Below are 22,492 nucleotides of genomic sequence, written 5' to 3'. Positions count from 1 at the left end.
GTGGGAGTCCAAACTCACACTGAATGCAATCCAAACGGATTGCGCAAGGGTTACGAAGGTAGCATAGCGGACTGAGTATACGCTTTGATAAAATAAGCGTTGCTATTTTGGCTCTTACCAGACTTCTTAATCAAAGTCCATAAGAATTATAATAGCAACGCTTCTCTACTTGAGTTAAATCACACTTGTCTTCAACCTAACTTGTCTATCATGCGTTTGTTTTCTAAAAAGCATTCTTAAAATCGAATCTCTTTCCACACTGTTAATGTTGGTGTACTTAAATACGAAAACGGTGACATTTTGAAAATTAAAAAACCTTATGATCCTGCCCATTAGCGAAAGCCTATTGTGCACATGATCGATTTCCAAATCAAAATCTATCATTGCCGTTTTATCAATGCTCGAAACCAAAATATCATTAAAAAACTGATCTGCAACTTCAAAAACTAATGTATCACCACCCACTTTTATAATTTTTACATTACCTTTTCTATTTGAAGGTGTTTTTAATATCCCCGTTAATTCCCATATTAAAGAAAAATATTTATCTGTGGGCACAAATTTAAATCCCGTCATCAGTATCTGATTATTCAATGCGCCTAATATCTCGACTTCATATTCTAAAAAATCGTTCAGTGCAAAAAAACTGATAGAAGGTTTATAGACGCGACTTACTTGAAGATCAGATAACGCACCACCACTATGTATGATCAATTTCCCAGTTCTTTCATTCATAATGAGATTGCCTACATACGAACGTTGATTTTGAAAGTTATCATAGTAAAAATTAAGCGAAGCTTGGGGGATAAAATTCATTTCCTCAACGAAGGTCTCACCAGTGTCCTTAGTCCTACTTCTAAGCAGTTGAATCATTACATTTGCAATTTCCGGATCAAATTGTTTGCCGCTTCCTTTTAAAAGTTCTTTTATGACAAAATCTTCAGAGAGTAAATCTCGATAAGCTCTTCTTGACAACATTGCATCGGTTGCGTCTGCCACTGAGATAATTCGACTTAAAAAGGGAATTTCCTCTCCACTTTTTTTGGAAGGATAACCGCTACCATCAAACCACTCATGATGATATCGGATAATGTTGGGCACATTTTTAAAAAAATGCATCCCATAGAGTGTAGTCTTTGTGATCTCATAGCTTTTTTCTGGCACTTGCCTCATCAAACCATACTCTTCTTCACTTAGTTTGCTGGATTTATTAATAATCTTTTCAGGAATGTACACAATGCCAATATCATGCATTAAGGAAGCCACATACAAAGTAAGCCGATCTTTGTAATCTAAATTGAGTTCATTGGCAATCGACATGGTCCAATTGGCGACATTGGTCATGTGATAAGGCATAAAGCGATCTTTTGTAGTCACAATTTCCGAAAAAAAGTCGATCAAATAATATAATTTTTCATAGTTTTCAATATTAATTCTAATACTGTTGATCAAATAATCAATTCTCAAGAAACTCTTTTTTTTATTTTGCGTTTTAAGGAGAAGCGCCTCATATTTCTTATCAATTGTAAAATAAACATATCCGACTAAATTATCTTCTTCTTCAAGTGGATCAAGCGAGATCAGAGCAATTTCATAAAACTGTTCTCTTACCTCATCATCATCCAAAATTGAATTGAATAGGATATATTTCATATTACCCATACCCAGTTCTGCTTTGGTAATGACATCCATTGTCATATTTATATCTAACCGTTTTAAAAAAGCATCATCACATGTCCTATATATATACGCATTTTCACCACTTGCATGGGTGTAAATGCTGAGTATCAGTTGATCCGCATAAACAAGAACATCCGAATTTTCAATCATCGTTTGGATTGTTTCATCAAATTTTAGCATATCATCATAAAGTAAAGTTGTTTTCATTACGCATCCCCTCTCCACTGAATAGTGTTTAGGTTATATGGAGCCATCACATCATTTTTACCCATTTACATTTTCAACTAACATTATAATTATATTTTTTTAACTTTTCGAATGTTTTTTTAGGTCATTAGGACTATAAAAACCAGACTAATAGACCTGATAGTTCTTAATTTAAAATGGTAATCGTCTTATTCAGTTCGTCGACCTGTACCTTGAAACCTATTTTTTCCATATCAGATATCTTTACCAATTGTTCATATTGATCTTTTTTCATTAACAAATATACTGGGATGCTCGTTTCATTATTGGATACACATAGAGTAGACTGTATCACTTTCTTTGTTTCACTTTCTTTATCACCAACTCTTGGGAGTTCTTTTTGCTCTAGTCCACTCAACAACGCTCCATACTTACTACTACTCAGTAAAGTATTCGCTCTGCTCATGTACAGCTCTCCATCGATCTCAAAGACCTCATATGCTTCTTCTCCTATTTTAGCGCGCCATTTTGACTCCCGAGCATCCCCTACAACAATATTAGGTAAATGCCACGTTAAATTTATAGAAGCATTCTGTTCGTTTGCTAAAATAGGTTTTTTCTCTCCATCAGCTTGTAAAATTCTACTTTGGTTGTAATAATAGGGTACAAACATCTGTGGTGGTATCGAAGCAAATTTGGGACTTATCGAGCCAAAAGAAGTCATGCTAAAACTAAGTGTGTATAACTGATTTTCGATAAAAGTTAAATTCACATGGGTATATTTTTGATCTACATTCTGATAGATGGATTGGACTATACGCTTACCCGTTTTAACCTCTGTAGCAGCTACACTGATCTCCCTGATATAACTGCTATCAATCGCACCAAAAACATCCCCCTCTAAGTTTAATGTGAGACTTACTTCCTGTTTTGGTAACAACTCAATATTAACGTTCGAATAAACATCTTGATAATAACTCATACGCTTTAAAAAAGGATGTTCTAAACAACTACTCTTCTCTAAATCATAATGAATATACTGGCCTTCTTCTGTTTCTATCTCGTAACCCATATAGCCATAAATGTTAATATCATAAAAAGGCGTACTCACAGCTGAATTGGATGGCAATATCATCTCATAATTAACATTGGATTCACCTTCATCAATAGCGTAACTTTCGCCTAGATATTTTACCAATCGACCCCTTTCAGCATAGTAAAATACAGGTTTTACAACTAAACCTCCCTTTGGTGAGCCCACCCCTTCAGGAAGCCTTATTATGCCGCCTACATGTATATCATGAATTTCCGCTCTCTCAACGCTAACATATCTCTTTTCAGTAAGATCAGAAAATTTAACCAAACTGTATCCGCCAATATTATAGGCAGGCAGTTCAATTCCATCAACAAAAACTTTGATATCACTGTAATAGACATGCCCACTTGTCTTGACAAATCTTTCAGTTCCTGATGATTTAACCTGATTATAGTCAGCCCAAGTGGTTCTAGTCAGACGTTCCATAGGATGCCAAGTTACTCGACCGCCATAATATTTAAGGTCTTCAATCACAAAGCAAAGTTCATTGCCCATTTCATATGTTGGGATGGTTTTCTCCCCCAATTTCATTTGAGTCGCGCTTTTTTTAAAGGAACCGACCACATCACCAATTTGATGCTCCTCTTTTTCTTCAAATAAAACGTCCCCTTGAAATGTATCATCACCGTATGTATTGATACTTCCAATATAAACCCAAAACATTAGTATAAATAGAATACTTATGTTTTTAAACTGTTCACGCCTTCTCACTGTCATTTGATGCCTCCATCACTGTCATTTTAGTAGTATTTCATCTTTCTAGTTATAGATTACCACATATGTGGTTTAGAAAGATATTTTGTTTGAAATTTGTAACGAATAAATTCAAGCTTTAATAATATTTGAATTTTCTTCAGGTCCAACGACCTGATCCAACAAATTTAATGATTTATCTCATAAAAAAATCACCTATGATCATATTGCATCAAGGTGATATCAATCATTGTTAAGCACATCGCGTTCGCGATTTTCTATGGTTATTGTTATAATTTTCTTTTTTCCGCTTTGGAGTCAAAGTCTCAAATCCTTCTCCTAATAATCTTTTAGCTGCTTTTAGCATATAAGGCGAAGTTGGTTTTAGACCATTTTCAATAAGAGCCAATAAATGGTACAGCGGTTGGATTGATTTGAAGTGTGCATGATTTTCATAAGCTAGTGTCATGTTGATGACGACATAATCTCTATTTGTCGCTAAAATCTTATAATCTCCTCTTACCTCAAGAACCTTTGACATATGATCACTCCTTTGCTACTCTTATGGTATCAACGGTTTGTTATATCAGGTTTAAAGTTAGGTAAAAAATGCGCACTTTTTTTGTAAAACCTACAATATATCCGGATTAATAAAACTTTCTATCTATATATAGTATATCGGATCAAATAAGCATTGACTTTAATGATATCTAAAAATTTATTACATGAGAGGCGTTTAATATGAAAATAATCATGTCCCCGAGTAAAACCCAGCGAACACCGTCATCAGAATCCCCCCTTTGCTACAGCCCCGAAAAGCATATAACTTACTTTTCACCAGAGCAAGACACACTGACCAATCAAGTGATATCAACTCTCCTTTTAGAGGATTTTTCACGTATTTACAAAGATAAATCCGATTATTATGAGACGCATTACAAAAACTTTAATAAGCACGAGCGCCTTCCTGCTATTCACTCATATACTGGTCTCGTTTTCAAGCAATTAGAGCTCCAAAACTATAACAAAGCGGACTTTAATTATATAGATCAGCATCTCATTATATTGAGTGCTCTATATGGTATGACTTCTCCCTTTGATCCTATTAAACCTTATCGCTTGGACTTTCAAATGAAAATAAAGAACCTAAATTTATATACGCATTGGCATGATTATATCCAAGCCTTATTTAAAGAAAATGAAATCATCATCGATCTCGCTTCTAATGAATTCTCTAAAATGGTTACTCTTCCTAAAATCACAATTCACTTTAGAGAAGACACTCAAGGTAAGCTGATCAATAAAGCGACCTTTGCTAAAATGGCGCGTGGCAAAATGATTCACTTAATGACCAAAGAACGTATAAAAACAGTAAAAGCATTGAAATCAGTCACCTTTGACGGCTATGCTTTCAACGCTTCTATCTCTGATTCAAACAACCTTTACTATGTCCGTTCTACTAATCTGTAATCAAGTGACTGCCTTCACTTGAATTTACATAAAATCTGCGGTTTCACCGTGAAGTACTTCATCAAGACCTGTCACTTGCTCTCTTGCATCGACTCTTACAGGTGTAACCATATCAATGAGATAAAGTAGCCCCTATGAAATCACAAATGCGTATAATGATGCAAATGCAACGGCACCCACTTCAACTAAAAAGAAATTAACCCCTCCATGAATCAAGCCATACGATCGCCGCAAACGAAGCTGAAATATCCGTATTTAAAAATGCCAATGCGGTAATAGAATCTACTCTGAGTTCACTGCCTGCATTGAAGCCATACCATCCAAACCATAAAATAGCAGTCCCAATTGCTATAAGAGGAATACGATGAAGCGACCATCTACTAATTCCTAACTTTTCAGCTGCTTTCGTAATATTACCACCCCAAGCCTCAAGCGCTCCCTTTAAGACCTCTGCCTCAACGGATTCCTTATAAGCTTCAAGTGATTCTGTGGGAATCGTGTTCTTTTTTAGTACAGACAATAAAATTTAAGTGTTGTTCAAGTTCAATGCTCTTTTGCTCAATTTTACTCAAGTGTGCCCACTATGGGCGCATTGTCTGTGAGATTCGTTGGTGCATGTGGGGCTAAGTTATTGAGGACATCAGTCAAATCTTGTCCAGCTTCATACTTGCCTTGATGGGTGCCGTTTTTCCAAGCTTTAATCTCAGAGACATCATATACGTTCCCTTCATAACCCACGTATGCCGACATGCCCTCCTTCCCATTGTATTTTGCAAGTTCTTCAAGTGTAAAAACAGGAAGCTCATTCATTGAATTATTTTCTCCAGGTGCAGTTTCTGGTGTAGTTGCTTCTGGTGTAGTTGCTTCTGGTGTAGTTGCTTCTGGTGTAGTTGCTTCTGGTGTAGTTGCTTCTGGTGATTCAGTTGTAGATTTGTCCACTTGAGCCGTGGGTGTTCCTGCAGTACATGCTACTAAAAGCACCACAGAAACTAAAAATATGAGCATCAGCCCTAAAGGCCATTTTTTCATGGCGTAACCTCCTTATATGCGATCTGTCAAATTCAGTTGTAAAATCTAACACTAACATCTGTTTCATACCCTTTTAAATTCTTTTTAGTCGCCCAAGTGCCGTTTTATGATACAATAGCATTGAAAACCAACACTAGAACAAAAAATTGAAAGGAGTGCGTGATGACATCATTAGAGGTATCATGCAAAGCTTAAAATGAAGAAAATTGATAGTTTTACGGTGAATCATATTAAACTTAAAAAAGGTGTTTACGTCTCTCGCATGGATCACTACGGCGCAGAAACATTGACAACATTTGATGTCAGAATGAAGCTTCCCAACAGCGATATGCTTGAAAACGGCTCTATTCACACATTAGAGCACCTCATTGCCACTTTTGTCAGAAATGATGCAGAGTTCAAATCAAGCATTGCTTATTTTGGACCTATGGGATGTCTCACAGGGATGTACCTCATCGTAAACGGTGCTTACACCTCAGAGCAAATTCTCCCCTTACTCATACGTGCCTTTGAATTCGTTTCAACTTTTGAAGGCGAAATTCCTGGTGCAAGTGAAATCGAATGCGGCAACTATAAACTACACAATTTAGAAGGGGCTAAACAAGAAGCGTTAGCGTATCTTGACGTTTTAAAAAATGCAACGACTGAAAATTTAATTTACCCACAGTAAGAACTTGTGAAACATGAATCGTTTCACATTTCAAAACTAAAAAAAGTTTAAATTATGATTTATATAGAACGGAGATCAATATGAAATTAGGTATTATCGGTGCTATGGATTTAGAAACAGAAATTCTTAAAAGTAAGATGTGTGTTGAAAGCACAATGGAAATCGCAGGAATGACCTATTATTCAGGCACATTACATGACAAACCTGTGGTGGTCGTGACTTGTGGTATAGGTAAAGTCAACGCCGCTGCTTGTTCACAGATTCTCGTCTCAAACTTTAAAGTCGATGCGATTGTCAATACAGGTGTTTCGGGTGCCATCCACGATGACCTCAACGTTGGCGATATCGTCATCTCCACGGATTGTATGGAGCACGATGTGGACTGCACTGGATTTGGTTATGAGTACGGTATCATCCCTCAAATGGAAACCTCAACCTTTATTGCAGATCCCTACCTTGTAGACCTTGCTTACAATTCTAGCATTGAAGCGGTTAAATCGCATAAAATTTTTAAAGGCAGAATCGTCTCTGGCGATCAATTCGTGTCCTCAGCAGAGCGCAAAATATTTATTGAAACAAACTTTGGTGCTCACACCACTGAAATGGAAGGTGCATCCATTGCACATGTTTGTTATCTCAACAAACTTCCATTTGTCATCATCAGATCCATGTCTGATAAAGCCGACGGTTCTGCTCATGTGAATTATGCTGAGTTTGCAGAAGAAGCTGCTAAAAATTCGACTCAAATCATTCTGAATATGGTCGGCAATATGAAGACTGCAATATAAAAATAGTCTCAAATCAAATAAAACAATAAAAGGACATTCCCTAGTCTGCCGATTTTACAGTCAGTGACAGGAAATGTCCTTTTTTTATTTTAAACTTTACCTTTAATGATTCAATCCTCTACTTATTATCCATTGCAGTCAAATCTTCTTTTGTAACCACTTTGGTCAGAAGCATCATCCCCGCATAGACGATAACTGCCACAAGTATGCCAACGAGCAAACTCAACCTTGCACCAAGATATGCATGCACTAAAATGAATGAACCTTTAGCAGCTACAATCATCACTGCATTTGACATCAATGTCAATGCTGCTTTTCTAATAAAAGACTTTGGCATTTCCACATGTTTGAGTAATACGATCATATTTAAAGTTGCCGCAACTGCATAAGCTAATAATGTAGAAATTGCTGCCCCTTTTATATTTAAGGTTGGAATACCCAGCAAGATATATGCTGTAATCACTTTTACCACCGCACCTACGAATAGATTTTTAACAGGCTTCTTGTAGAGATTGATGCCCTGTAGGATGCCCGTAGACGCTTGATAAAGAGATAAGAAGGCAACGCCTAGACCTAAAATGCCAAGCACTGGTGCCGCTCCTAGGATCATCTCAGCTTTATTAGGATAAAGGAAAACTAATATTTCTCTTGAAAACACTGCAATTCCAAGTCCCATTGGAAGTCCAAGAAGAAGCGCTGTCAAAACGCCGAGGTAAACTTTCTCTCGGAACTGTTCGCTCTTTTGTGTAAAAGCACGTGTAATCATTGGGAGCAGACTTACTTGAAGGGCTGTGAAAATAATTTGTGCAAGATTGATGATTGGCACTGAGTAGAATGTAATAAAGGTATACATCACGCCAGCTTGATCACCAAAGCCCGTCTGTCTAAGTCTCCAAATGATCATGGTCGCGTCTATTATTGTGAGTAACGGCATAATCGATGCACCTAGCGCAATTGGAAATACCATTTTCAAAATCTTTTCAATTAACGGTTTATGATCTTTAAGCGCTACCTTTTGTGAAGGTGCTACTTTCAGCTTCTTGTACTTATTCGCCACATAAATCCAACTGATCAACGCTCCAAAAGCAGCCCCTGAAGTTCCCGCAGCAGCAAGCCATGAATCGGGTGCCGCCATGGTACTGAGAATCCACACAAGCAAAAGTCCAATTCCAGCGCGTCCCAATTGTTCGAAGAGTTGAGATATCCCGAAGATTTCTAATCTCTGTGTGCCTTGAAAATAACCTCTATAGGCCGCATTTGAAGCGACAAAATAAGAAGCTATGGCGAGGACATAGAAAGAATAAATACTCTCTGAATACCCCGATGCACTGGATATAAGTCCCGCTGCAGCTGATAAAAATATCAAGGTAACAATTCCAAAGACCTTCATTAAACGCCTTGAAACATCAAATACAAGCGTTTGACCTTCTATATCATCTTTAGCACCATATTCAGCGGTGAGTTTTGCAATAACAGCGGGTAATGCGGTGGTGGATATAACGATTAAAAAGGTATACCAAGGATAAGCAATAGAGTAATACGTCACTGCATTTTCTGGCATAATATAAGCCAGTGGCAATCTATAGAGTGCCCCAATGACTTTTATAACAAGGCCTATAATTCCAAGTATCCCAAGTTGCTTTGCAAATTTATTTTTCATAATTTGAATTTTGCCTCTCTCTCAATGAAATAGGGTGAAAAACACCTATTATCATTATATTGTTTTTCAGTGAAAATTCAACAAAAAAAGGATAAGTCGTTTTTATCGCGTTAGAAGTTTACCATAAATCAATCTTTTCAAGTAGATAGTGCAGTATTTTTTTGCGTTTGGTGATAATTTGCCCTTCTAGTGTCATACCCACTTTTATCGTGGATGTCTCACCTTTATAAGAGACGAGTGGTCTACTGTCTACCTGTGCCTCCACTAAGTAATAACGGGTTCCTATTAAGGCGTTATAACTTGAATCCGCATTGATGTGTATGATTTGGCCCTCAAGCATGCCATACTCTTTATAAGGCAGTGCTTGAAATTTAAATTTAACATCATCTCCCACATGAATTTGACTTATATCTCTATTTTTCACCGAAAGTTGAATTTTAAAATCCGTATCACCCGTGGGGACTACTGTTCCCATGGCCATACCAATCCCGATTTGATCACCCACAACATAGTTTTGTTCAACATTGAGAATGCCCTCAATAGGACTTCTAATAGAAGCATTTTCCACATCGAGATCTATGCTCTGTATGGACTCATTTAACCGATCTATTTGCGTGGCATAATCTTCTAATTTACTATTGAGATCAATTAATTGCTCATTTTCATAATAAGCAAACCCAGATTTCGTCTGGGTTTCCGGTGTCAATTTGCTGAGCTCTAACTGGTATTGAGCTTGATTATTTTTAGCTTCCTCAATTGCAGATTTATAATTGAGCTGAACTTCATTCTTATATTTTTCCAGTGCATTTTGAGTTTTTAAATATTCATTTTTCGATTCTTTAAGTTCATTTTCTGAAACACTTCCCGTCTCATAGAGTGCTTCCATAGCAGTATAATCCACTTGAGCCTTAAGGCATTGAGCATCTAGATCATTTATATTAAAGGTATAGTCCAGATACTTTAACGCATATTCATCCTTTTGCTCAAAACAATTCTTATTCTGATCAATGGATTCTATCAATTTACTGTAACCATCAATCACCTTTTGATATGTTTCTATTCGCTTTGTGTAACTGTCAATGCTTTCACGCACTTTTAAAAGTTCCATTTCATACTGTGCATACTTTTGATAGTATTCTGACTCACTCTGAGGATCAAACAAATTCGTCTTTTTCAAAATGGAGTTCACCAATTTCTGAGTTAAAGTATTTTCTGTCATGGCTTTTTCAAGTTCTTTTTCAAGACCTTGCTTTTGAATTAAAAGTACTCCATGGTCAATTGTAAAAAGTAAATCGTTTTTCTCGACCACTTCTCCATTGCCAAAATTGATTGTTAAGAGTTTCCCACTAATCTTTGACGTTAAGGTACTTACGCCTACCGAAGGGCGCACAATACCATCTGCCTTAACCACAATATCGATCTCTCCAAAATAAGTCCATATAAAGGCTGCACTCACTAAAGCAATGAAGCCATAAATAAACCAAATTGCAAATGGTTTTGGTTTATTTTCCATGAGTTCTTTAGAATCACTCAAATCTGAGAAATTACTGATTATCCCTTTCATGATGCAATCTCCTCCTGACTGGATGTGTTATTCATATAAAATTCAGGCAGTTGATCTTTCCACATCTCGTAATATTTCCCATTCCTGCTTATAAGCGCTTTATGATTTCCAAACTCGATAATTTCTCCCTTTTCCATCACATAGATCGTGTCACACCTCATAATCGTACTGAGTCTATGTGCAATTATGATCGTCGTAATCCCTTTGCCCACTTCGTTGATGGTCTTTTCGATAGCCTTTTCTGTGATAGAATCAAGGCTACTGGTGGCTTCATCTAATATTAAAATATCAGGCGCCTTTAAAATGGCACGTGCAATTGACAACCGCTGTCGTTGTCCACCTGACAAGTTTGCGCCATTTTCTTCAAGACGCGTACTGTATCTCAGTGGTAGCTCGTTTATAAAATCATGCGCTTTAGCAAGTTTAGTTGCACTGATGATTTCATCCATAACTTTACCACTTGTTCCAAGTCTTAGATTTTCCTCAATAGTCCCACTGAATAAAAATGTATCTTGAGGCACATATGCGATACGCTCTCTTAATACCTCCACAGAAATATCTTTGATATTATTATCATCGATTAATATCTCTCCTTTTTCAGGAGAATAAAGATCCAAGAGCAGCTTCACCAAAGTCGTCTTACCAGAACCACTTTCACCAACCAGTGCTATGCGCTCACCCGATTTAATCTGCATATTGATATTTTTTAAAGTTTTATCACGTGTACCATATCTAAAATCGATGTTTTTCAGTTCAATATCACCCATTAAACTTGCTGGCTTCATTTTTCGGTTATCATTTTCTGCTTTTTCAATTTCAAGATCGAGTATCTCACCCAGCCTATCAGATGCCACTATTGCAGTCTGCATCATCGGTTGAAGGTTGATTAAATTCTTAACAGGATCTACAAAATAAGCGAGCAAAGCATTAAAAACCAATAATTGTCCAATGGTCAAATTGCCCCGCATTACATTTAATGCACCGATCCATAAAATAACAATGCCCCCCACTGATCCTACTAATCCAATGAGGGCACCCATCACATTACTCAGTAGTCCCATCTTAAAAGTCGTCTTAAGCAGCTTTACAAATAAAAATTCAGTCTTATATTTGGAATCTCGTTCAGCGTTGAATGCTTTAACGGTTTCGATACCATTTAAACTCTCAATCAAATAGGATGTTAATTGAGAGTTTTCCTCCATTTGCTTTCGATTGATTTCTCGTATCGGTTTATTAAACACAAAGACAAGCACCCCATAGATGATCAGCATGATCACTGCAATCCCAAACAAAGAGGCGTTATAACTGTATAGGATGATGCCGCCGCCAATCGCCATAAGTGTATCAATCATAATCGTCAGTGTGGCACCTGAAATGGCATCTCTTATCTTACCCGCATCCATAAATCGGGATATAATCTCCCCGACTTTACGTGTCCCGAAAAAATTCATCGGTAAATCCAAAACATGATTATAATAGCCAAGGATCATTGGAATGTCTATCCGTTGACTCAAATAAAGGAGCAAATAACTTCTAAATGAATTCAATATAATTTTAAAGACATTAAGTAGTATAATCCCTATCGAAATCACGTGAAGTGAGTTTAATAAGCCATAAGGTAAAATATCATCCAATAGAAATTTAAAGTAAAATGCCCCTAATATCCCTAAGAATGTATAGAGTAGAGATGCTAAAAATACATGTATTATTAAATTTTTTTGAGGTACAAGCAAACCAAAAAAACGTTTAAAAACACCTTGTGTCATGTCTCCTTTTTCAAATTTCACATCAGGGACTAAGAGRATTAAAACGCCTGTCCATAACTTCATAAAGTCATCGAGTTCATAGGTTATCAAGCCTTTGGCAGGATCTGCTACGATTATTTTATCTTTCGCAATTTTATGTATCACCATATAATGTAGCAGCGAACCCTCCACGACTATGTGAGCGATTGCAGGTAATGGAAACTCAGAAAAAAGTGCTTCTTTATCTCCTTTGACCCCTTTTGCTGAAAAGCCCAATTTTTCTGCTGCCTTAATGACACCATAAGCATTTGTCCCCTGCTTATCCGTTCCAGCGATTTCTCTAATTCTCGTTATTGGTATTTTAAGACCATATTGTTTTGAAACTGTGGCAAGACATGCTGCACCACAGTCCGTTGTGTCGTATTGCTTGACGCAATGAAACTTTTCTTTTATAACCCTTGAGGAGATGTCCCCCACTTCTCAAAGTGGGGGTTCATATTCCTAATTCAGTGGGAGTCCAAACGCCCACTGAATGCAATCCGATAGGATTGCGTAAGGGTTACGAAGGTAGCGAAGCGGACTGAGTATACGCTTTGATAAAACATGAAACCCTCCGATGTGATTTAAGAAAATTTTAATGCAATGAACACTTGTTGGACACATAAAAATTGTAATATAGTGTAAGCGTGAATAGGTTATACCCATTTTCAAGATAACATAGCCCGCTTGGTTTTACAACAGGCTATATGCATTTTGTTCTATTTTTTACTTTTTTTGTTTTTGCTATTGACACGACATTTCCCATCTGGTACCATAAAATTAATCTTGTGGCAATTATTCTGGAAAATATTGTTGCAGATTAAAAATCAATTAATAAGTTACATAACGCATGCATTGGTAATGAGAAATTAGAAAAATGATATTTTATGGAAGTATAACAGATGTTTAAAGAATTAGATATGAATGAAATGCTAGTGGTAAATGGTGGACATTACGGATACGGAGAAAGTCCTGAAAACAATAAACTCTTTCCTGACGCCGAAAATAAAGTAATGGCATTTGTAGCAGACGTCGCTACAGGACCAATTAGAGACACTATAACAACTGTCTGTGACGCGATCGAAAGACAGTGCAAATAAAATAATTAATAAAACTAGGTGGCAGATTTATTTTCTGCTACTTAGTTTTTTAGGAGTATTTATGAAAAAAAGAATAATCTTTGCAGTTCTTTTATTAACGGTATTAATCATAAGTCAAATTAAATTTAAATCAGAAACTCAAACACCTGTAAATCCTGATATTGAGAATGCTTATAACGAAATTTACAACAGTGAATCTTATGCCTTTGAAAGTGATTACGGCATAAATGCTATTGGTTCAAAAGTATTTAAAATAAGCAAAAACATTATGAATGTTTATAATCCTAATTTGGTTGAAATTGATGAGATTGAGCTTCCTTTTGATCTAAAAGATATTGTTAAATACATAACCTCAACAAATGAAAACATTATATATATAGCAACTGTAGATTACTCGAATTACACAGCTGTTTATAATGAATCTTCATTGACCCCTAAAAGTATTTACTCAATTGACTTTTCCACCTCTGAAGTAATAAAACTCAGTAATGATGAATGTATAATATTTGACATTATGAGTTCCGTTGAGGACGAGAGAAAGCTTTATATAAAGTATGCCTTTGACGATCACCTATATTATGGTTATCTTGATCTTTTTACTGGAAAATTCCAGTCGGTTGTTGAGTTGAATGAAGATAATTATTATGATGTTTATGATAATTCTACTTTATTAGCCACTGTTGAAACTACTGATGACCAAAGAATTGAAGTTAATTCTGTATTAGGTACATCAATATATATGAATAGAATCGTATCCAAGCACCCAGAGCGTTCATTTGCATTAACGCCATTTAAATATATTGTACATGACGGAAAAATTTACTTTTTAGACGAAACAAGAGGTTCATATGGCACACTTAGGTGTTTTGATACACTTTCAAATCAGTTTAGTGCGATCACCTATGAACTAACGGCTCCACTTTATAAAATTGGACATCGTAGTGATATCGATGAAATCCGGACTTTATTGTATGATGACTCATCCCTATCCCCATATGTTGAACATATCTATTCGTTCAATGAATCCCTAATGAGTGAACATTCTACAGAGATAGCGGAAAAAAGTGCATTCTCAAGATTACAAATCGTCTCCTCAGAGAATCACAAAGTTGGAATTATCTATCAGTCTTCTGAGAAAAGTATTGAAATTATATACATCAACTCAAACACCAACACAGAACAGATCTTAGAAACAGTCCCGCTTCCTCAATATAGAGTGAACAAAATCGCACAAGAAATCAAAGATAAAAAAGGTAATATGATATTAACCTATATATACAAACATCCCGATGCTGAAAAAAAACCCGTTGTGATTTTTATTCATGGAGGACCATTTACAAGATATACCAAGAACCAAATAGATCCCCAAGCTTCTTTGATCTATAAACTTGGTTACAATATTATTGAACTCAATTATTTTGGTTCGGATGGTTTAGGCATATATTACCGTGAATTGGCTGATCAAAATCTTCCAGAAGCTGCCTTAGGTAACGTAGAAGCATTAATAGATTGGATTGATCAAACACCTGAAATGGATGGAGATAATATCTCTGTTTTCGGAAATTCGTTTGGAGGTTATTTGAGCATGCTCACAAAGCTCCGTTTTCCTGACAGAATCAAATGTGCAATTGCTATAGCTCCAGGCTCAATTAATGACATTAAAACAGGGAACTTGTATGAATACAAGGAAACACTAGAAAATTCAGATGATTATGATGTCATTCATTTATTGAAACAAAACCCTCAAGAAATTGGTATCGTTTACAACTATCTTGACCCTCAATTGGCTGTTAAGACTGATTGGAAAACTGTTGCTAAAACAAATCCATCTCTAAAGATCCTCGATCAATTTGATCAAGGACATTTTGTGCCTCCAGATTCATTTAAAAAAGCTGTCTACTATTTAATAGATCAGACAAAATGAAGACAACTTGAGAGCTTCTATTGTAAAGAAGGGGGATTTTTCTATCCTAGTGACAGTGTATCATTACAAAGTATTACAACTACCAATCATAATTTTAACGAGTGCAAAGTTTTTAGTTGTTCTTCATACGATTATGGTTATCATTCTGTTGGAATTCATACATTAAGTACTTATATTGTATCTAGTGATGGACTTGATAAAATGTTCGTTTGGAGATTAGTAAAAATACATTGCATAACAGCGAAGCAATTGCGTTTATTGACGATACATCTATCCTTTGGGAAGATATAAAAGAACGAGCAGAAACTTATAAAGCCTATTCAGATTTTGACGCAATGAGTAACAGAGACATATATACAATAGCGCTAAATAAGATTTCCTTTGAAATCCAAGAAGCTAAGTGCTTAGAAAAAGAAGGAAATTCAGTTTCAGATTCTAATATTCAAAGTGCGCTGAAATCTATGAGAGCAGCTGATGAAACAGTGCCTTTTGATGAAAGTCCAATTCAACAATATATTAAATATTCAAACATTAATAGTGATTATTACTGGAACACTATCCCTATTAAATACGCAGAAATGAAACGTTACTTAACACACTTAAAATATGTTGAATTAAATGATGCTCTTGAAAATAATACCTTAGACAATAATACAAATGAAAAAACATTCGACATAAGCAGTACAATTATAATCCGGCGGGGTAATGAGAAATTGGAAAAATAATATTTTATGGGGGTACAACAGATGTTTAAAGAATTAGAAATGGAAGAAATGATGGTAATTGAAGGTGGCATCATGCTTTTTACATACAGTCTTTTGTCTTAATACAACTTTTTATTTAGGATTAAACATTTAGTTAGAGTGTCAAAAACCCGTTTTGCATAACACTCTAACCACAAAAAAACTTCTAGCTCGGGCTAGAAGTTTTTTTAATAAATATGTTATTCGGGGGAAATCATGTGAGTGGGAATTGGGGGAAACCCACTCTGAATTCATTTGGGGTTTTGTTATTAATTGGGGTTAATCATGTTTAAGATTTATGGGGGTGTTAAGCTCTCACTTAACTTGTACTCAGTATATAATTTTGTTATGTATACACTATGAAGCAATTGAGAACAAATTGTTAAGTCGGATTTTGGCTTAAATCTAGTTGTCTATAAGCCCTAAAATACACCTCCACTCAAGACAAATCATCACTGAACAGAGGTGTATCTATTGGATTATATTTCAAATTGATCCTGACCACACAGCATGAATCCAAGCACTAAGCTAAAAAACTCTGTTGGCTTTTCATACATAGCTGCATGACCGCAGTGCTTTATGACCACTAATTTAGCATCTCTTATGCGTGCCTTAAGATCCGTTTGACATTGAGGCGGTGTGATCACATCTTCCTCAGCACTGATGATTAAAACAGGAATCTGAATGTCACTTAAATTTGCGCGCTCATCATGCGATTCTGCGCTTCGAACAAGTCTTATAAAACCTTCATACCATACGGGTTTAAAAGCCTTTTTAAACAGTTTTTCTCGTTCATTAAGCCATTCGATGCGATCGTTATAAAACGTCTTTGAATAGATCGGGGGGATTGTCGCTTTAAAAAAAACGGATCCATCAAAGGTCTCTGCCGCATAAACCCAGCTATCACCAATAGCCTTCAAAGACTGATCCGTATGCGCTGTCGTATTTGCCAAAATCAGTTGATTCACACGTGAAGATCTACATTTCATAGCGACTTCGCCGCCATATGATATGCCTAATAATGTCACCTGCTGAAGGTCAAGTGCATCGAGGAGCGCTTCCACTAATTCCAGTTGAATGGCCTGCGTATAGTTTTCCGTCATAGGCTCTGATTTGCCCTGATCAAAGAAATCCACTAGAATAACCTGAGTTGTTCTCTTAAGCATTGGTATAAAGGGTAACCAACTTGAAGTACTCATCATAATCCCATTTAAGATCATCAATGTCTTATCACTTTTGCCATGTACTTCATAATATGCATTTTTACCATTCAAATTGAAATAAGCCATTTTTCTCTCCTCACAATCGTTGTCTTATACATTTAATGCATTTACATAAATTATAACTTTTACAATTTCTACAACTTTTCCAGTTCTATAGACAGCTCTCATCGCTTTGTTTCTGCCCTATGATAATCGACTTCACTTTATCTAATTGATCTACCATAGGATTGTGTCCACTATTTTTTAAAACTTTTAAAGTCTTCTCACACTTGAGCTGCGCTAAAATTTCCTCTGCCATAGCCATGGGCACCACGATGTCTTTTTCACCCTGAACGACAATCACAGGACATTTGATTTTTTTCACATCACCAGTGCCCTTACCATAAGCGTTTTCAAGGTCTGTTATGTTAAATCTTGAAAGCGCATAATCAATATCTACTAAATTCCGTTGCAAAAGCATCTCCGTAATATAGCGTACATAGTCTTCCACATCTGGTTTTTTAGCACCCGTGTAAATTGCCGCATCCCAAAGCGCTCTATAAAAAGCGGAATCTCCTTTAGATAAAGCCTCAAGCACTGGTGCCACTTGAACTGGATCTGATGCAATTTCACTTTTTGTCATAAGCGGTCTGGACAAATCTGGGTGTCCTTTTTCATCTTTAAAATACATAGGATATCCTGAGGCCCCTACACTTTCCAGCAGAACCAAGCGTTTGACTAACCCTGGATTATCTGCTGCAAACTGCATGGCAATACCACCACCAGTTGACCATCCCACAAGCTCTATGTCTTTTAGTCTGAGCTTATCTACGAAATATTCTAAGTCCTCACTTAGTGCCTTTAACGAATCAAATGATTCATGATAGGAAGAATGTCCAAACCCACGTAAATCAGGTGCATAGATTTTAAACTCATCCGATAGAGCATTCATCAAATGATCGAAATGTAAGGAAGATGACATATTACCATGAATCAGCAAGAGTGTACGAGCCCCTTCACCACATTCTCTATAAGCCAAGATTTCATTGCCCACTTGCATTTTTTTAAATTCCATCTCAATCAAATTTTATCACCTACTCTTATTTTAAATCGTCTATACCAAAAAAGCCAGTCACTGAAGTCCATTTCGAAGGACTATTCACATCTACTTTAGATAAAACCATTTGTTGCGTACCTGTTCTCATACCGTCTGCATAACTGATGGAGCCCCCAAAAGGATTTTGAATGGGTGCGGACTCAAGTGCCTCCATATAATTTTTAAAGTTTAGAACTTGACCATTGTCTGCAACTCTTCTAACACCTTCGGTAAAGAAACTTCCTGCAATCCATCCAGTTGCTGAATAAGCATTGAGTTCATCTTGATAACCCAATTTTGTCATGTTTGCTACGAAATCCTCCCAAACTTTAGGATTGCTTTCAAGATCTACCCAGCCAAGTCCATATAAGTTTTCCATTACCTTTGAAGCTTCGTTGTAATTGCTGTCCACGAATACACTGGAAACGTTAGAATACGTTGTCACCACTGGAATACCAGTTACGCCTTGTTGTTCCATCGTTTTAAGCACTGGTGCAAGTTCAGCTGAAAGCGACGGAATAATAATCACTTCTGGAGCGGCCTCTTTCACTTTTAACACTTGGGCAGTTGCATCTGTAAGACCTGGAGATACAGATTCCACTGCAACGATGGTAATGTCTGGATAGGTGGCAAGTTGCTCTTTAATCCCTTCAAAAGTGTTGATGCCCGCTTCATTGTTGGTATAGATAATCGCCACTTTCGTCGCTTTAAAATAGTTGATTGCATATGCAGACATAATCTTGCCTTCATATGAATAAATCGGTTGTACAGGATATATCGTACGCTCAGGATCATCCGTACTGTACAAATCTGCAACGCCACCCGCAAAGTAAACTGCTGGCACACCACTGTCTTCAAGGTCCATCAAGGTTGCTGCGATACATGGCGAACCAAAATGACCAACCACTGAGAAGACCTTATCTTCAAACAATAATTTCTCTAAATATTGCGCCGTTGTTGCGGGGTCAAATTCATCATCATAATGAATAAATTTGATCTTTCTACCATCGATTCCCCCTGCTGAATTCACTGCCTCAAGATAGGCTTCAATGCCGTGAATAAAAGGAAGACCAATCGGTGCAAACGCACCACTTGTAGCCGCACTATTTCCAATGAGAATCTCAGTGTCTGTTACCCCTTGAGATACCTCTTCAGTAGCGGGCTCTGCCGAAGGTGTTACTTCTGAGCCTTCAGAAACAGCAGGACTCGACTCTGTATTTGCAGGTTCAGCTGCTGCCTTTCCACACCCCGTAAACATCCCCATAATCAAAACAAATGCTAGTAAAATGATTAAACTCTTCTTAAATTGCATCTCTTTCTCCTCCTAATTTTATGATTTATTGCCACCAAGGTAAGCTTCTATAACGCGCTCATCTTGAAGTAAATCCAACCCTTTGCCTTGCATGATTATTCTGCCTGTCTCTAAAACATAAGCATAATCTGCAATTTTTAAAGTTTGTAACGCATTTTGTTCTACAATCAAAATCGTGACGCCTTGCTGATTTAATTTTTTAATAATTTCGAATATATCTTTCACAATTAAGGGTGCAAGTCCAAGCGAGGGTTCATCTAGCAAGAGCACTGAAGGATTCGCCATAAGTGCTCTGCCGATGGCAAGCATTTGTTGTTCCCCACCCGAAAGCGTTCCTGATACTTGATTTTGTCTTTCTAATAATCTTGGAAATAGGTCATAAACAAATTTTAGTCTCTCCTGAATGACACTTTTACGGCGTTCATTAAATGCACCCACTCTTAAGTTCTCCGCTACTGTCAAAGAAACAAATATCTGACGCCCTTCTGGAGATTGAACAATTCCCTTTTGTGCTATTTTTTCTGGTTTTAAATTTAAAAGGGATTCTCCCTTAAATTCTATTAGCCCTTGGTCCACGGGTAATACACCTGAAATCGCTTTCAGTGTGGAAGTCTTTCCCGCACCATTTGATCCAAGAAGTGCCACAATTTTGCCCTCAGGAATATGAATATCTATGCCTTTAACCGCCACAATACTTCCATACGAGGCCTTTAATCCTTCAAGTTTAAGCAATTTCATCCTCCTTCCCAAGATAGGCTTCTTGAACATCCTTGTTGCGTTTGATCTCATCTGGCGTGCCTTCCGCCAATTTCTTGCCGAAATTGATCGCACAAATGCGCTCACAAGTATTCATAACAAGTCCCATATCATGTTCAACCATCAATATGGCACAATGGTAGGTATCTCTGATCTTACGAATCATGATCGCAAGTGCATCTGTCTCTGTTTCATTTAATCCAGCTGCGGGTTCATCAATGATAATTAGCTTAGGATCACTCATTAGGGTTCTGGCAAGTTCCACATTTTTGAGTACGCCGTAAGGTTGTGAACCTGTAATCTCTTCTGCTTTGTCTTCAAGGTTTAAATCTTTGAGGATATGCATCGCTTTTTCACGAATCCGTTTTTCTTCAAAGCGTGCACGTTTGAGCATAAAAGCCTGTTCTATAACCGTCGCTTTGTATTGAGAATGTGCCCCAATTAAAAGATTATCGATAATGGACAAATCTTTGATGAGTTCCACATTTTGAAAGGTTCTGACTAAGCCTAATTTTACGATTTCATGTACTTTATAATCCATTAATTCAACGACTTTGTCTTCAATGGTTTTGAATTTCACACTGCCTTGATTTGGCGTATAAAACTTCGTAATACAGTTAAAAACAGTTGTTTTCCCAGCACCGTTCGGACCAATAAGACCGTAAATCATTTTATCTTCTATTTCAAAGCTGAGGTCATCAACCGCTTTCAACCCGCCGAAGCTAATGGAGAGATTTTCAATTTTCAACACGGATGCCATCCTTACCTCCTTTTTTGCGCTTCTTTATAAACCTTGCATATAGGTCATTTGGGATATTGATTAACCCTTTAGGGTAGAACATGATGAATATAATGATACATACACCTGTCAGGACAAACGAAAGACCATCTATATCGCCAAGTATGGGGAGTCCCTGTAAGAATGTTGGTAAAAGCTTTAGAAAAGCCACACCTATCACAGCACCCCCTATTGTTCCAATGCCTCCAATAACAACACTTGCAAGTAAATCAAGCGATAGCCCAATGCCCCACAGTTTAGGTTCGCAGAATCTGAAAAAGTGGATATAAAGACTCCCTGCAATTCCCGCATACATCGTGCTCAATGAAAAAGCCAATAATTTGTATTTGAACAAGCTGACACCCATAGCTTGTGCCGCATGTTCACTTTTTTTCATGGCAATTAGTGCCCTGCCTGTTGAAGATTTCATAAAATTATAAGTGGCAATCATCAGTCCAACCAAAACAAAGATCACTAAAGCGTAAACGGATTCCTTATCAAATTTGTAACCCAAGATTTCAGGAAAACCTGCTTTTGTGCCTGACCAGCCTCCTGTAAATCCAGAAAACTCTGCAAATATTTCTTCGATGACCACTGCAAAACCCAATGTTGCAATGGCAAGATAATGCCCTTCAAGCCTCAAAGCAATTAAGCCCAGCACAAATCCTACGAGTAAGGGAATAACTGCCGCCATGACAAGCCCAACGATAAAGGGGAGGTCCATCTTCGCCACCAAATAAGCGGACATATAAGCGCCCATGCCCATGAAAGCACCATGACCCAATGAGATCTGACCAGAATAACCCAACAGAATATTGAAACCAAGGGCTGCAATTGAGATAATGCCAATAGATGCAAGCAATGTGTAGGTTGAACCCTTTGCACTTAAAAGCATAGGTAAAACAATGGCGATAATGCCAAACAAACTGTATTGTAAAGGTTTTCTTTTTAATAACTGCAC

Annotated in this window: 20 protein-coding genes; 6 read left to right on the top strand and 14 right to left on the bottom strand. The window is 36.9% G+C overall.

Annotated features, from left to right (window positions below; translation table 11 throughout):
• Positions 1 to 174: 174 nt before the first annotated feature.
• The 3 genes from F3D3_RS13680 to F3D3_RS13670 all read right to left on the bottom strand — a co-directional run bounded on the left by F3D3_RS13680 (position 175) and on the right by F3D3_RS13670 (position 4,196).
• Entirely contained in the window at positions 175 to 1,887 is a 1,713-nt protein-coding gene (locus F3D3_RS13680; protein ID WP_069874758.1) for an HD-GYP domain-containing protein, read from the bottom strand.
• A gap of 166 nt (positions 1,888 to 2,053) precedes the next feature.
• Positions 2,054 to 3,679 (bottom strand): hypothetical protein, encoded by a 1,626-nt coding sequence (locus tag F3D3_RS13675; RefSeq protein ID WP_069874756.1) that lies wholly within the window; start codon positions 3,677 to 3,679, stop codon positions 2,054 to 2,056.
• 229 nt (positions 3,680 to 3,908) lie between these two features.
• Positions 3,909 to 4,196 carry a hypothetical protein gene (locus F3D3_RS13670; RefSeq protein WP_069874754.1) on the bottom strand — a complete coding sequence of 96 codons (288 nt, stop codon included), beginning with the start codon at positions 4,194 to 4,196 and terminating at the stop codon, positions 3,909 to 3,911.
• A gap of 200 nt (positions 4,197 to 4,396) precedes the next feature.
• On the opposite strand from F3D3_RS13670, the gene F3D3_RS13665 reads away from it, so the two are divergent.
• Complete coding sequence (locus F3D3_RS13665) at positions 4,397 to 5,125, top strand: YaaA family protein (RefSeq protein WP_069874753.1); 729 nt, start codon at positions 4,397 to 4,399, stop codon at positions 5,123 to 5,125.
• Between the two features lie 196 nt (positions 5,126 to 5,321).
• On the opposite strand, the gene F3D3_RS13660 is transcribed toward F3D3_RS13665, so the two are convergent.
• Entirely contained in the window at positions 5,322 to 5,645 is a 324-nt protein-coding gene (locus F3D3_RS13660; RefSeq protein ID WP_069874751.1) for a helix-turn-helix domain-containing protein, read from the bottom strand.
• 44 nt (positions 5,646 to 5,689) lie between these two features.
• The gene (locus tag F3D3_RS24670) at positions 5,690 to 6,154 is read right to left on the bottom strand and encodes a cytochrome b5 domain-containing protein (RefSeq protein ID WP_069874749.1); all 465 of its coding nucleotides are present in this window, start codon (positions 6,152 to 6,154) and stop codon (positions 5,690 to 5,692) included.
• Between the two features lie 196 nt (positions 6,155 to 6,350).
• On the opposite strand from F3D3_RS24670, the gene F3D3_RS13650 reads away from it, so the two are divergent.
• On the top strand, positions 6,351 to 6,824 hold the full coding sequence (locus tag F3D3_RS13650) for an S-ribosylhomocysteine lyase (protein ID WP_069874748.1): 474 nt from the start codon (positions 6,351 to 6,353) through the stop codon (positions 6,822 to 6,824).
• An 80-nt stretch (positions 6,825 to 6,904) separates the two neighbouring features.
• Complete coding sequence (locus F3D3_RS13645; protein WP_069874746.1) at positions 6,905 to 7,612, top strand: 5'-methylthioadenosine/adenosylhomocysteine nucleosidase; 708 nt, start codon at positions 6,905 to 6,907, stop codon at positions 7,610 to 7,612.
• A 118-nt stretch (positions 7,613 to 7,730) separates the two neighbouring features.
• On the opposite strand, the gene F3D3_RS13640 is transcribed toward F3D3_RS13645, so the two are convergent.
• The 3 genes from F3D3_RS13640 to F3D3_RS13630 form a co-directional block, all read right to left on the bottom strand.
• Positions 7,731 to 9,272, bottom strand: a complete 1,542-nt coding sequence (locus F3D3_RS13640) for a polysaccharide biosynthesis protein (RefSeq protein WP_069874744.1) — start codon at positions 9,270 to 9,272, stop codon at positions 7,731 to 7,733.
• 118 nt (positions 9,273 to 9,390) lie between these two features.
• Complete coding sequence (locus tag F3D3_RS13635) at positions 9,391 to 10,836, bottom strand: HlyD family efflux transporter periplasmic adaptor subunit (RefSeq protein ID WP_069874742.1); 1,446 nt, start codon at positions 10,834 to 10,836, stop codon at positions 9,391 to 9,393.
• Complete coding sequence (locus F3D3_RS13630; RefSeq protein ID WP_242877138.1) at positions 10,833 to 13,058, bottom strand: peptidase domain-containing ABC transporter; 2,226 nt, start codon at positions 13,056 to 13,058, stop codon at positions 10,833 to 10,835. Before F3D3_RS13630 ends, F3D3_RS13635 begins: the two co-directional genes overlap by 4 nt.
• Before the next feature lie 482 nt (positions 13,059 to 13,540).
• On the opposite strand from F3D3_RS13630, the gene F3D3_RS13625 reads away from it, so the two are divergent.
• The 3 genes from F3D3_RS13625 to F3D3_RS13615 all read left to right on the top strand — a co-directional run bounded on the left by F3D3_RS13625 (position 13,541) and on the right by F3D3_RS13615 (position 16,369).
• Positions 13,541 to 13,720, top strand: a complete 180-nt coding sequence (locus tag F3D3_RS13625) for a hypothetical protein (RefSeq protein ID WP_139132092.1) — start codon at positions 13,541 to 13,543, stop codon at positions 13,718 to 13,720.
• Between the two features lie 61 nt (positions 13,721 to 13,781).
• Positions 13,782 to 15,644 carry a S9 family peptidase gene (locus F3D3_RS13620; protein WP_069874739.1) on the top strand — a complete coding sequence of 621 codons (1,863 nt, stop codon included), beginning with the start codon at positions 13,782 to 13,784 and terminating at the stop codon, positions 15,642 to 15,644.
• Between the two features lie 209 nt (positions 15,645 to 15,853).
• Positions 15,854 to 16,369 carry a hypothetical protein gene (locus F3D3_RS13615; protein WP_139132091.1) on the top strand — a complete coding sequence of 172 codons (516 nt, stop codon included), beginning with the start codon at positions 15,854 to 15,856 and terminating at the stop codon, positions 16,367 to 16,369.
• 497 nt (positions 16,370 to 16,866) lie between these two features.
• On the opposite strand, the gene F3D3_RS13610 is transcribed toward F3D3_RS13615, so the two are convergent.
• The 6 genes from F3D3_RS13610 to F3D3_RS13585 all read right to left on the bottom strand — a co-directional run bounded on the left by F3D3_RS13610 (position 16,867) and on the right by F3D3_RS13585 (position 22,492).
• A complete protein-coding gene (locus F3D3_RS13610) occupies positions 16,867 to 17,676 on the bottom strand; it encodes an alpha/beta fold hydrolase (RefSeq protein WP_069874736.1) in 810 nt (269 codons plus the stop codon).
• Positions 17,677 to 17,761: 85 nt separating this feature from the next.
• Complete coding sequence (locus F3D3_RS13605; protein WP_084389046.1) at positions 17,762 to 18,664, bottom strand: alpha/beta fold hydrolase; 903 nt, start codon at positions 18,662 to 18,664, stop codon at positions 17,762 to 17,764.
• A 25-nt stretch (positions 18,665 to 18,689) separates the two neighbouring features.
• Positions 18,690 to 19,997 (bottom strand): ABC transporter substrate-binding protein, encoded by a 1,308-nt coding sequence (locus tag F3D3_RS13600; protein WP_069874733.1) that lies wholly within the window; start codon positions 19,995 to 19,997, stop codon positions 18,690 to 18,692.
• Between the two features lie 18 nt (positions 19,998 to 20,015).
• The gene (locus F3D3_RS13595) at positions 20,016 to 20,735 is read right to left on the bottom strand and encodes an ABC transporter ATP-binding protein (protein WP_306455959.1); all 720 of its coding nucleotides are present in this window, start codon (positions 20,733 to 20,735) and stop codon (positions 20,016 to 20,018) included.
• Positions 20,722 to 21,513 (bottom strand): ABC transporter ATP-binding protein, encoded by a 792-nt coding sequence (locus F3D3_RS13590; RefSeq protein WP_069874730.1) that lies wholly within the window; start codon positions 21,511 to 21,513, stop codon positions 20,722 to 20,724. Before F3D3_RS13590 ends, F3D3_RS13595 begins: the two co-directional genes overlap by 14 nt.
• The gene (locus F3D3_RS13585) at positions 21,491 to 22,492 is read right to left on the bottom strand and encodes a branched-chain amino acid ABC transporter permease (RefSeq protein WP_139132090.1); all 1,002 of its coding nucleotides are present in this window, start codon (positions 22,490 to 22,492) and stop codon (positions 21,491 to 21,493) included. The genes F3D3_RS13590 and F3D3_RS13585 overlap by 23 nt, the downstream gene beginning before the upstream one ends.

It is taken from the genome of Fusibacter sp. 3D3 (genome assembly GCF_001748365.1).
Classification (GTDB): Bacteria; Bacillota; Clostridia; order Peptostreptococcales; family Acidaminobacteraceae; genus Fusibacter_A.
The sequence above is the reverse complement of the archived record's forward strand: the minus strand, read 5'-3'. Positions and strand labels throughout refer to the sequence as shown.

Excerpts from the sequence above, each read along its gene's own strand:
- F3D3_RS13680 (WP_069874758.1), bottom strand. The coding sequence starts at position 1,887 with ATGAAAACAACTTTACTTTATGATGATATGCTAAAATTTGATGAAACA.
- F3D3_RS13675 (WP_069874756.1), bottom strand. The coding sequence starts at position 3,679 with ATGACAGTGAGAAGGCGTGAACAGTTTAAAAACATAAGTATTCTATTT.
- F3D3_RS13670 (WP_069874754.1), bottom strand. The coding sequence starts at position 4,196 with ATGTCAAAGGTTCTTGAGGTAAGAGGAGATTATAAGATTTTAGCGACA.
- F3D3_RS13665 (WP_069874753.1), top strand. The coding sequence starts at position 4,397 with ATGAAAATAATCATGTCCCCGAGTAAAACCCAGCGAACACCGTCATCA.
- F3D3_RS24670 (WP_069874749.1), bottom strand. The coding sequence starts at position 6,154 with ATGAAAAAATGGCCTTTAGGGCTGATGCTCATATTTTTAGTTTCTGTG.
- F3D3_RS13650 (WP_069874748.1), top strand. The coding sequence starts at position 6,351 with ATGAAGAAAATTGATAGTTTTACGGTGAATCATATTAAACTTAAAAAA.
- F3D3_RS13645 (WP_069874746.1), top strand. The coding sequence starts at position 6,905 with ATGAAATTAGGTATTATCGGTGCTATGGATTTAGAAACAGAAATTCTT.
- F3D3_RS13640 (WP_069874744.1), bottom strand. The coding sequence starts at position 9,272 with ATGAAAAATAAATTTGCAAAGCAACTTGGGATACTTGGAATTATAGGC.
- F3D3_RS13635 (WP_069874742.1), bottom strand. The coding sequence starts at position 10,836 with ATGAAAGGGATAATCAGTAATTTCTCAGATTTGAGTGATTCTAAAGAA.
- F3D3_RS13625 (WP_139132092.1), top strand. The coding sequence starts at position 13,541 with ATGAATGAAATGCTAGTGGTAAATGGTGGACATTACGGATACGGAGAA.
- F3D3_RS13620 (WP_069874739.1), top strand. The coding sequence starts at position 13,782 with ATGAAAAAAAGAATAATCTTTGCAGTTCTTTTATTAACGGTATTAATC.
- F3D3_RS13610 (WP_069874736.1), bottom strand. The coding sequence starts at position 17,676 with ATGGCTTATTTCAATTTGAATGGTAAAAATGCATATTATGAAGTACAT.
- F3D3_RS13605 (WP_084389046.1), bottom strand. The coding sequence starts at position 18,664 with ATGGAATTTAAAAAAATGCAAGTGGGCAATGAAATCTTGGCTTATAGA.
- F3D3_RS13600 (WP_069874733.1), bottom strand. The coding sequence starts at position 19,997 with ATGCAATTTAAGAAGAGTTTAATCATTTTACTAGCATTTGTTTTGATT.
- F3D3_RS13595 (WP_306455959.1), bottom strand. The coding sequence starts at position 20,735 with ATGAAATTGCTTAAACTTGAAGGATTAAAGGCCTCGTATGGAAGTATT.
- F3D3_RS13590 (WP_069874730.1), bottom strand. The coding sequence starts at position 21,513 with ATGGCATCCGTGTTGAAAATTGAAAATCTCTCCATTAGCTTCGGCGGG.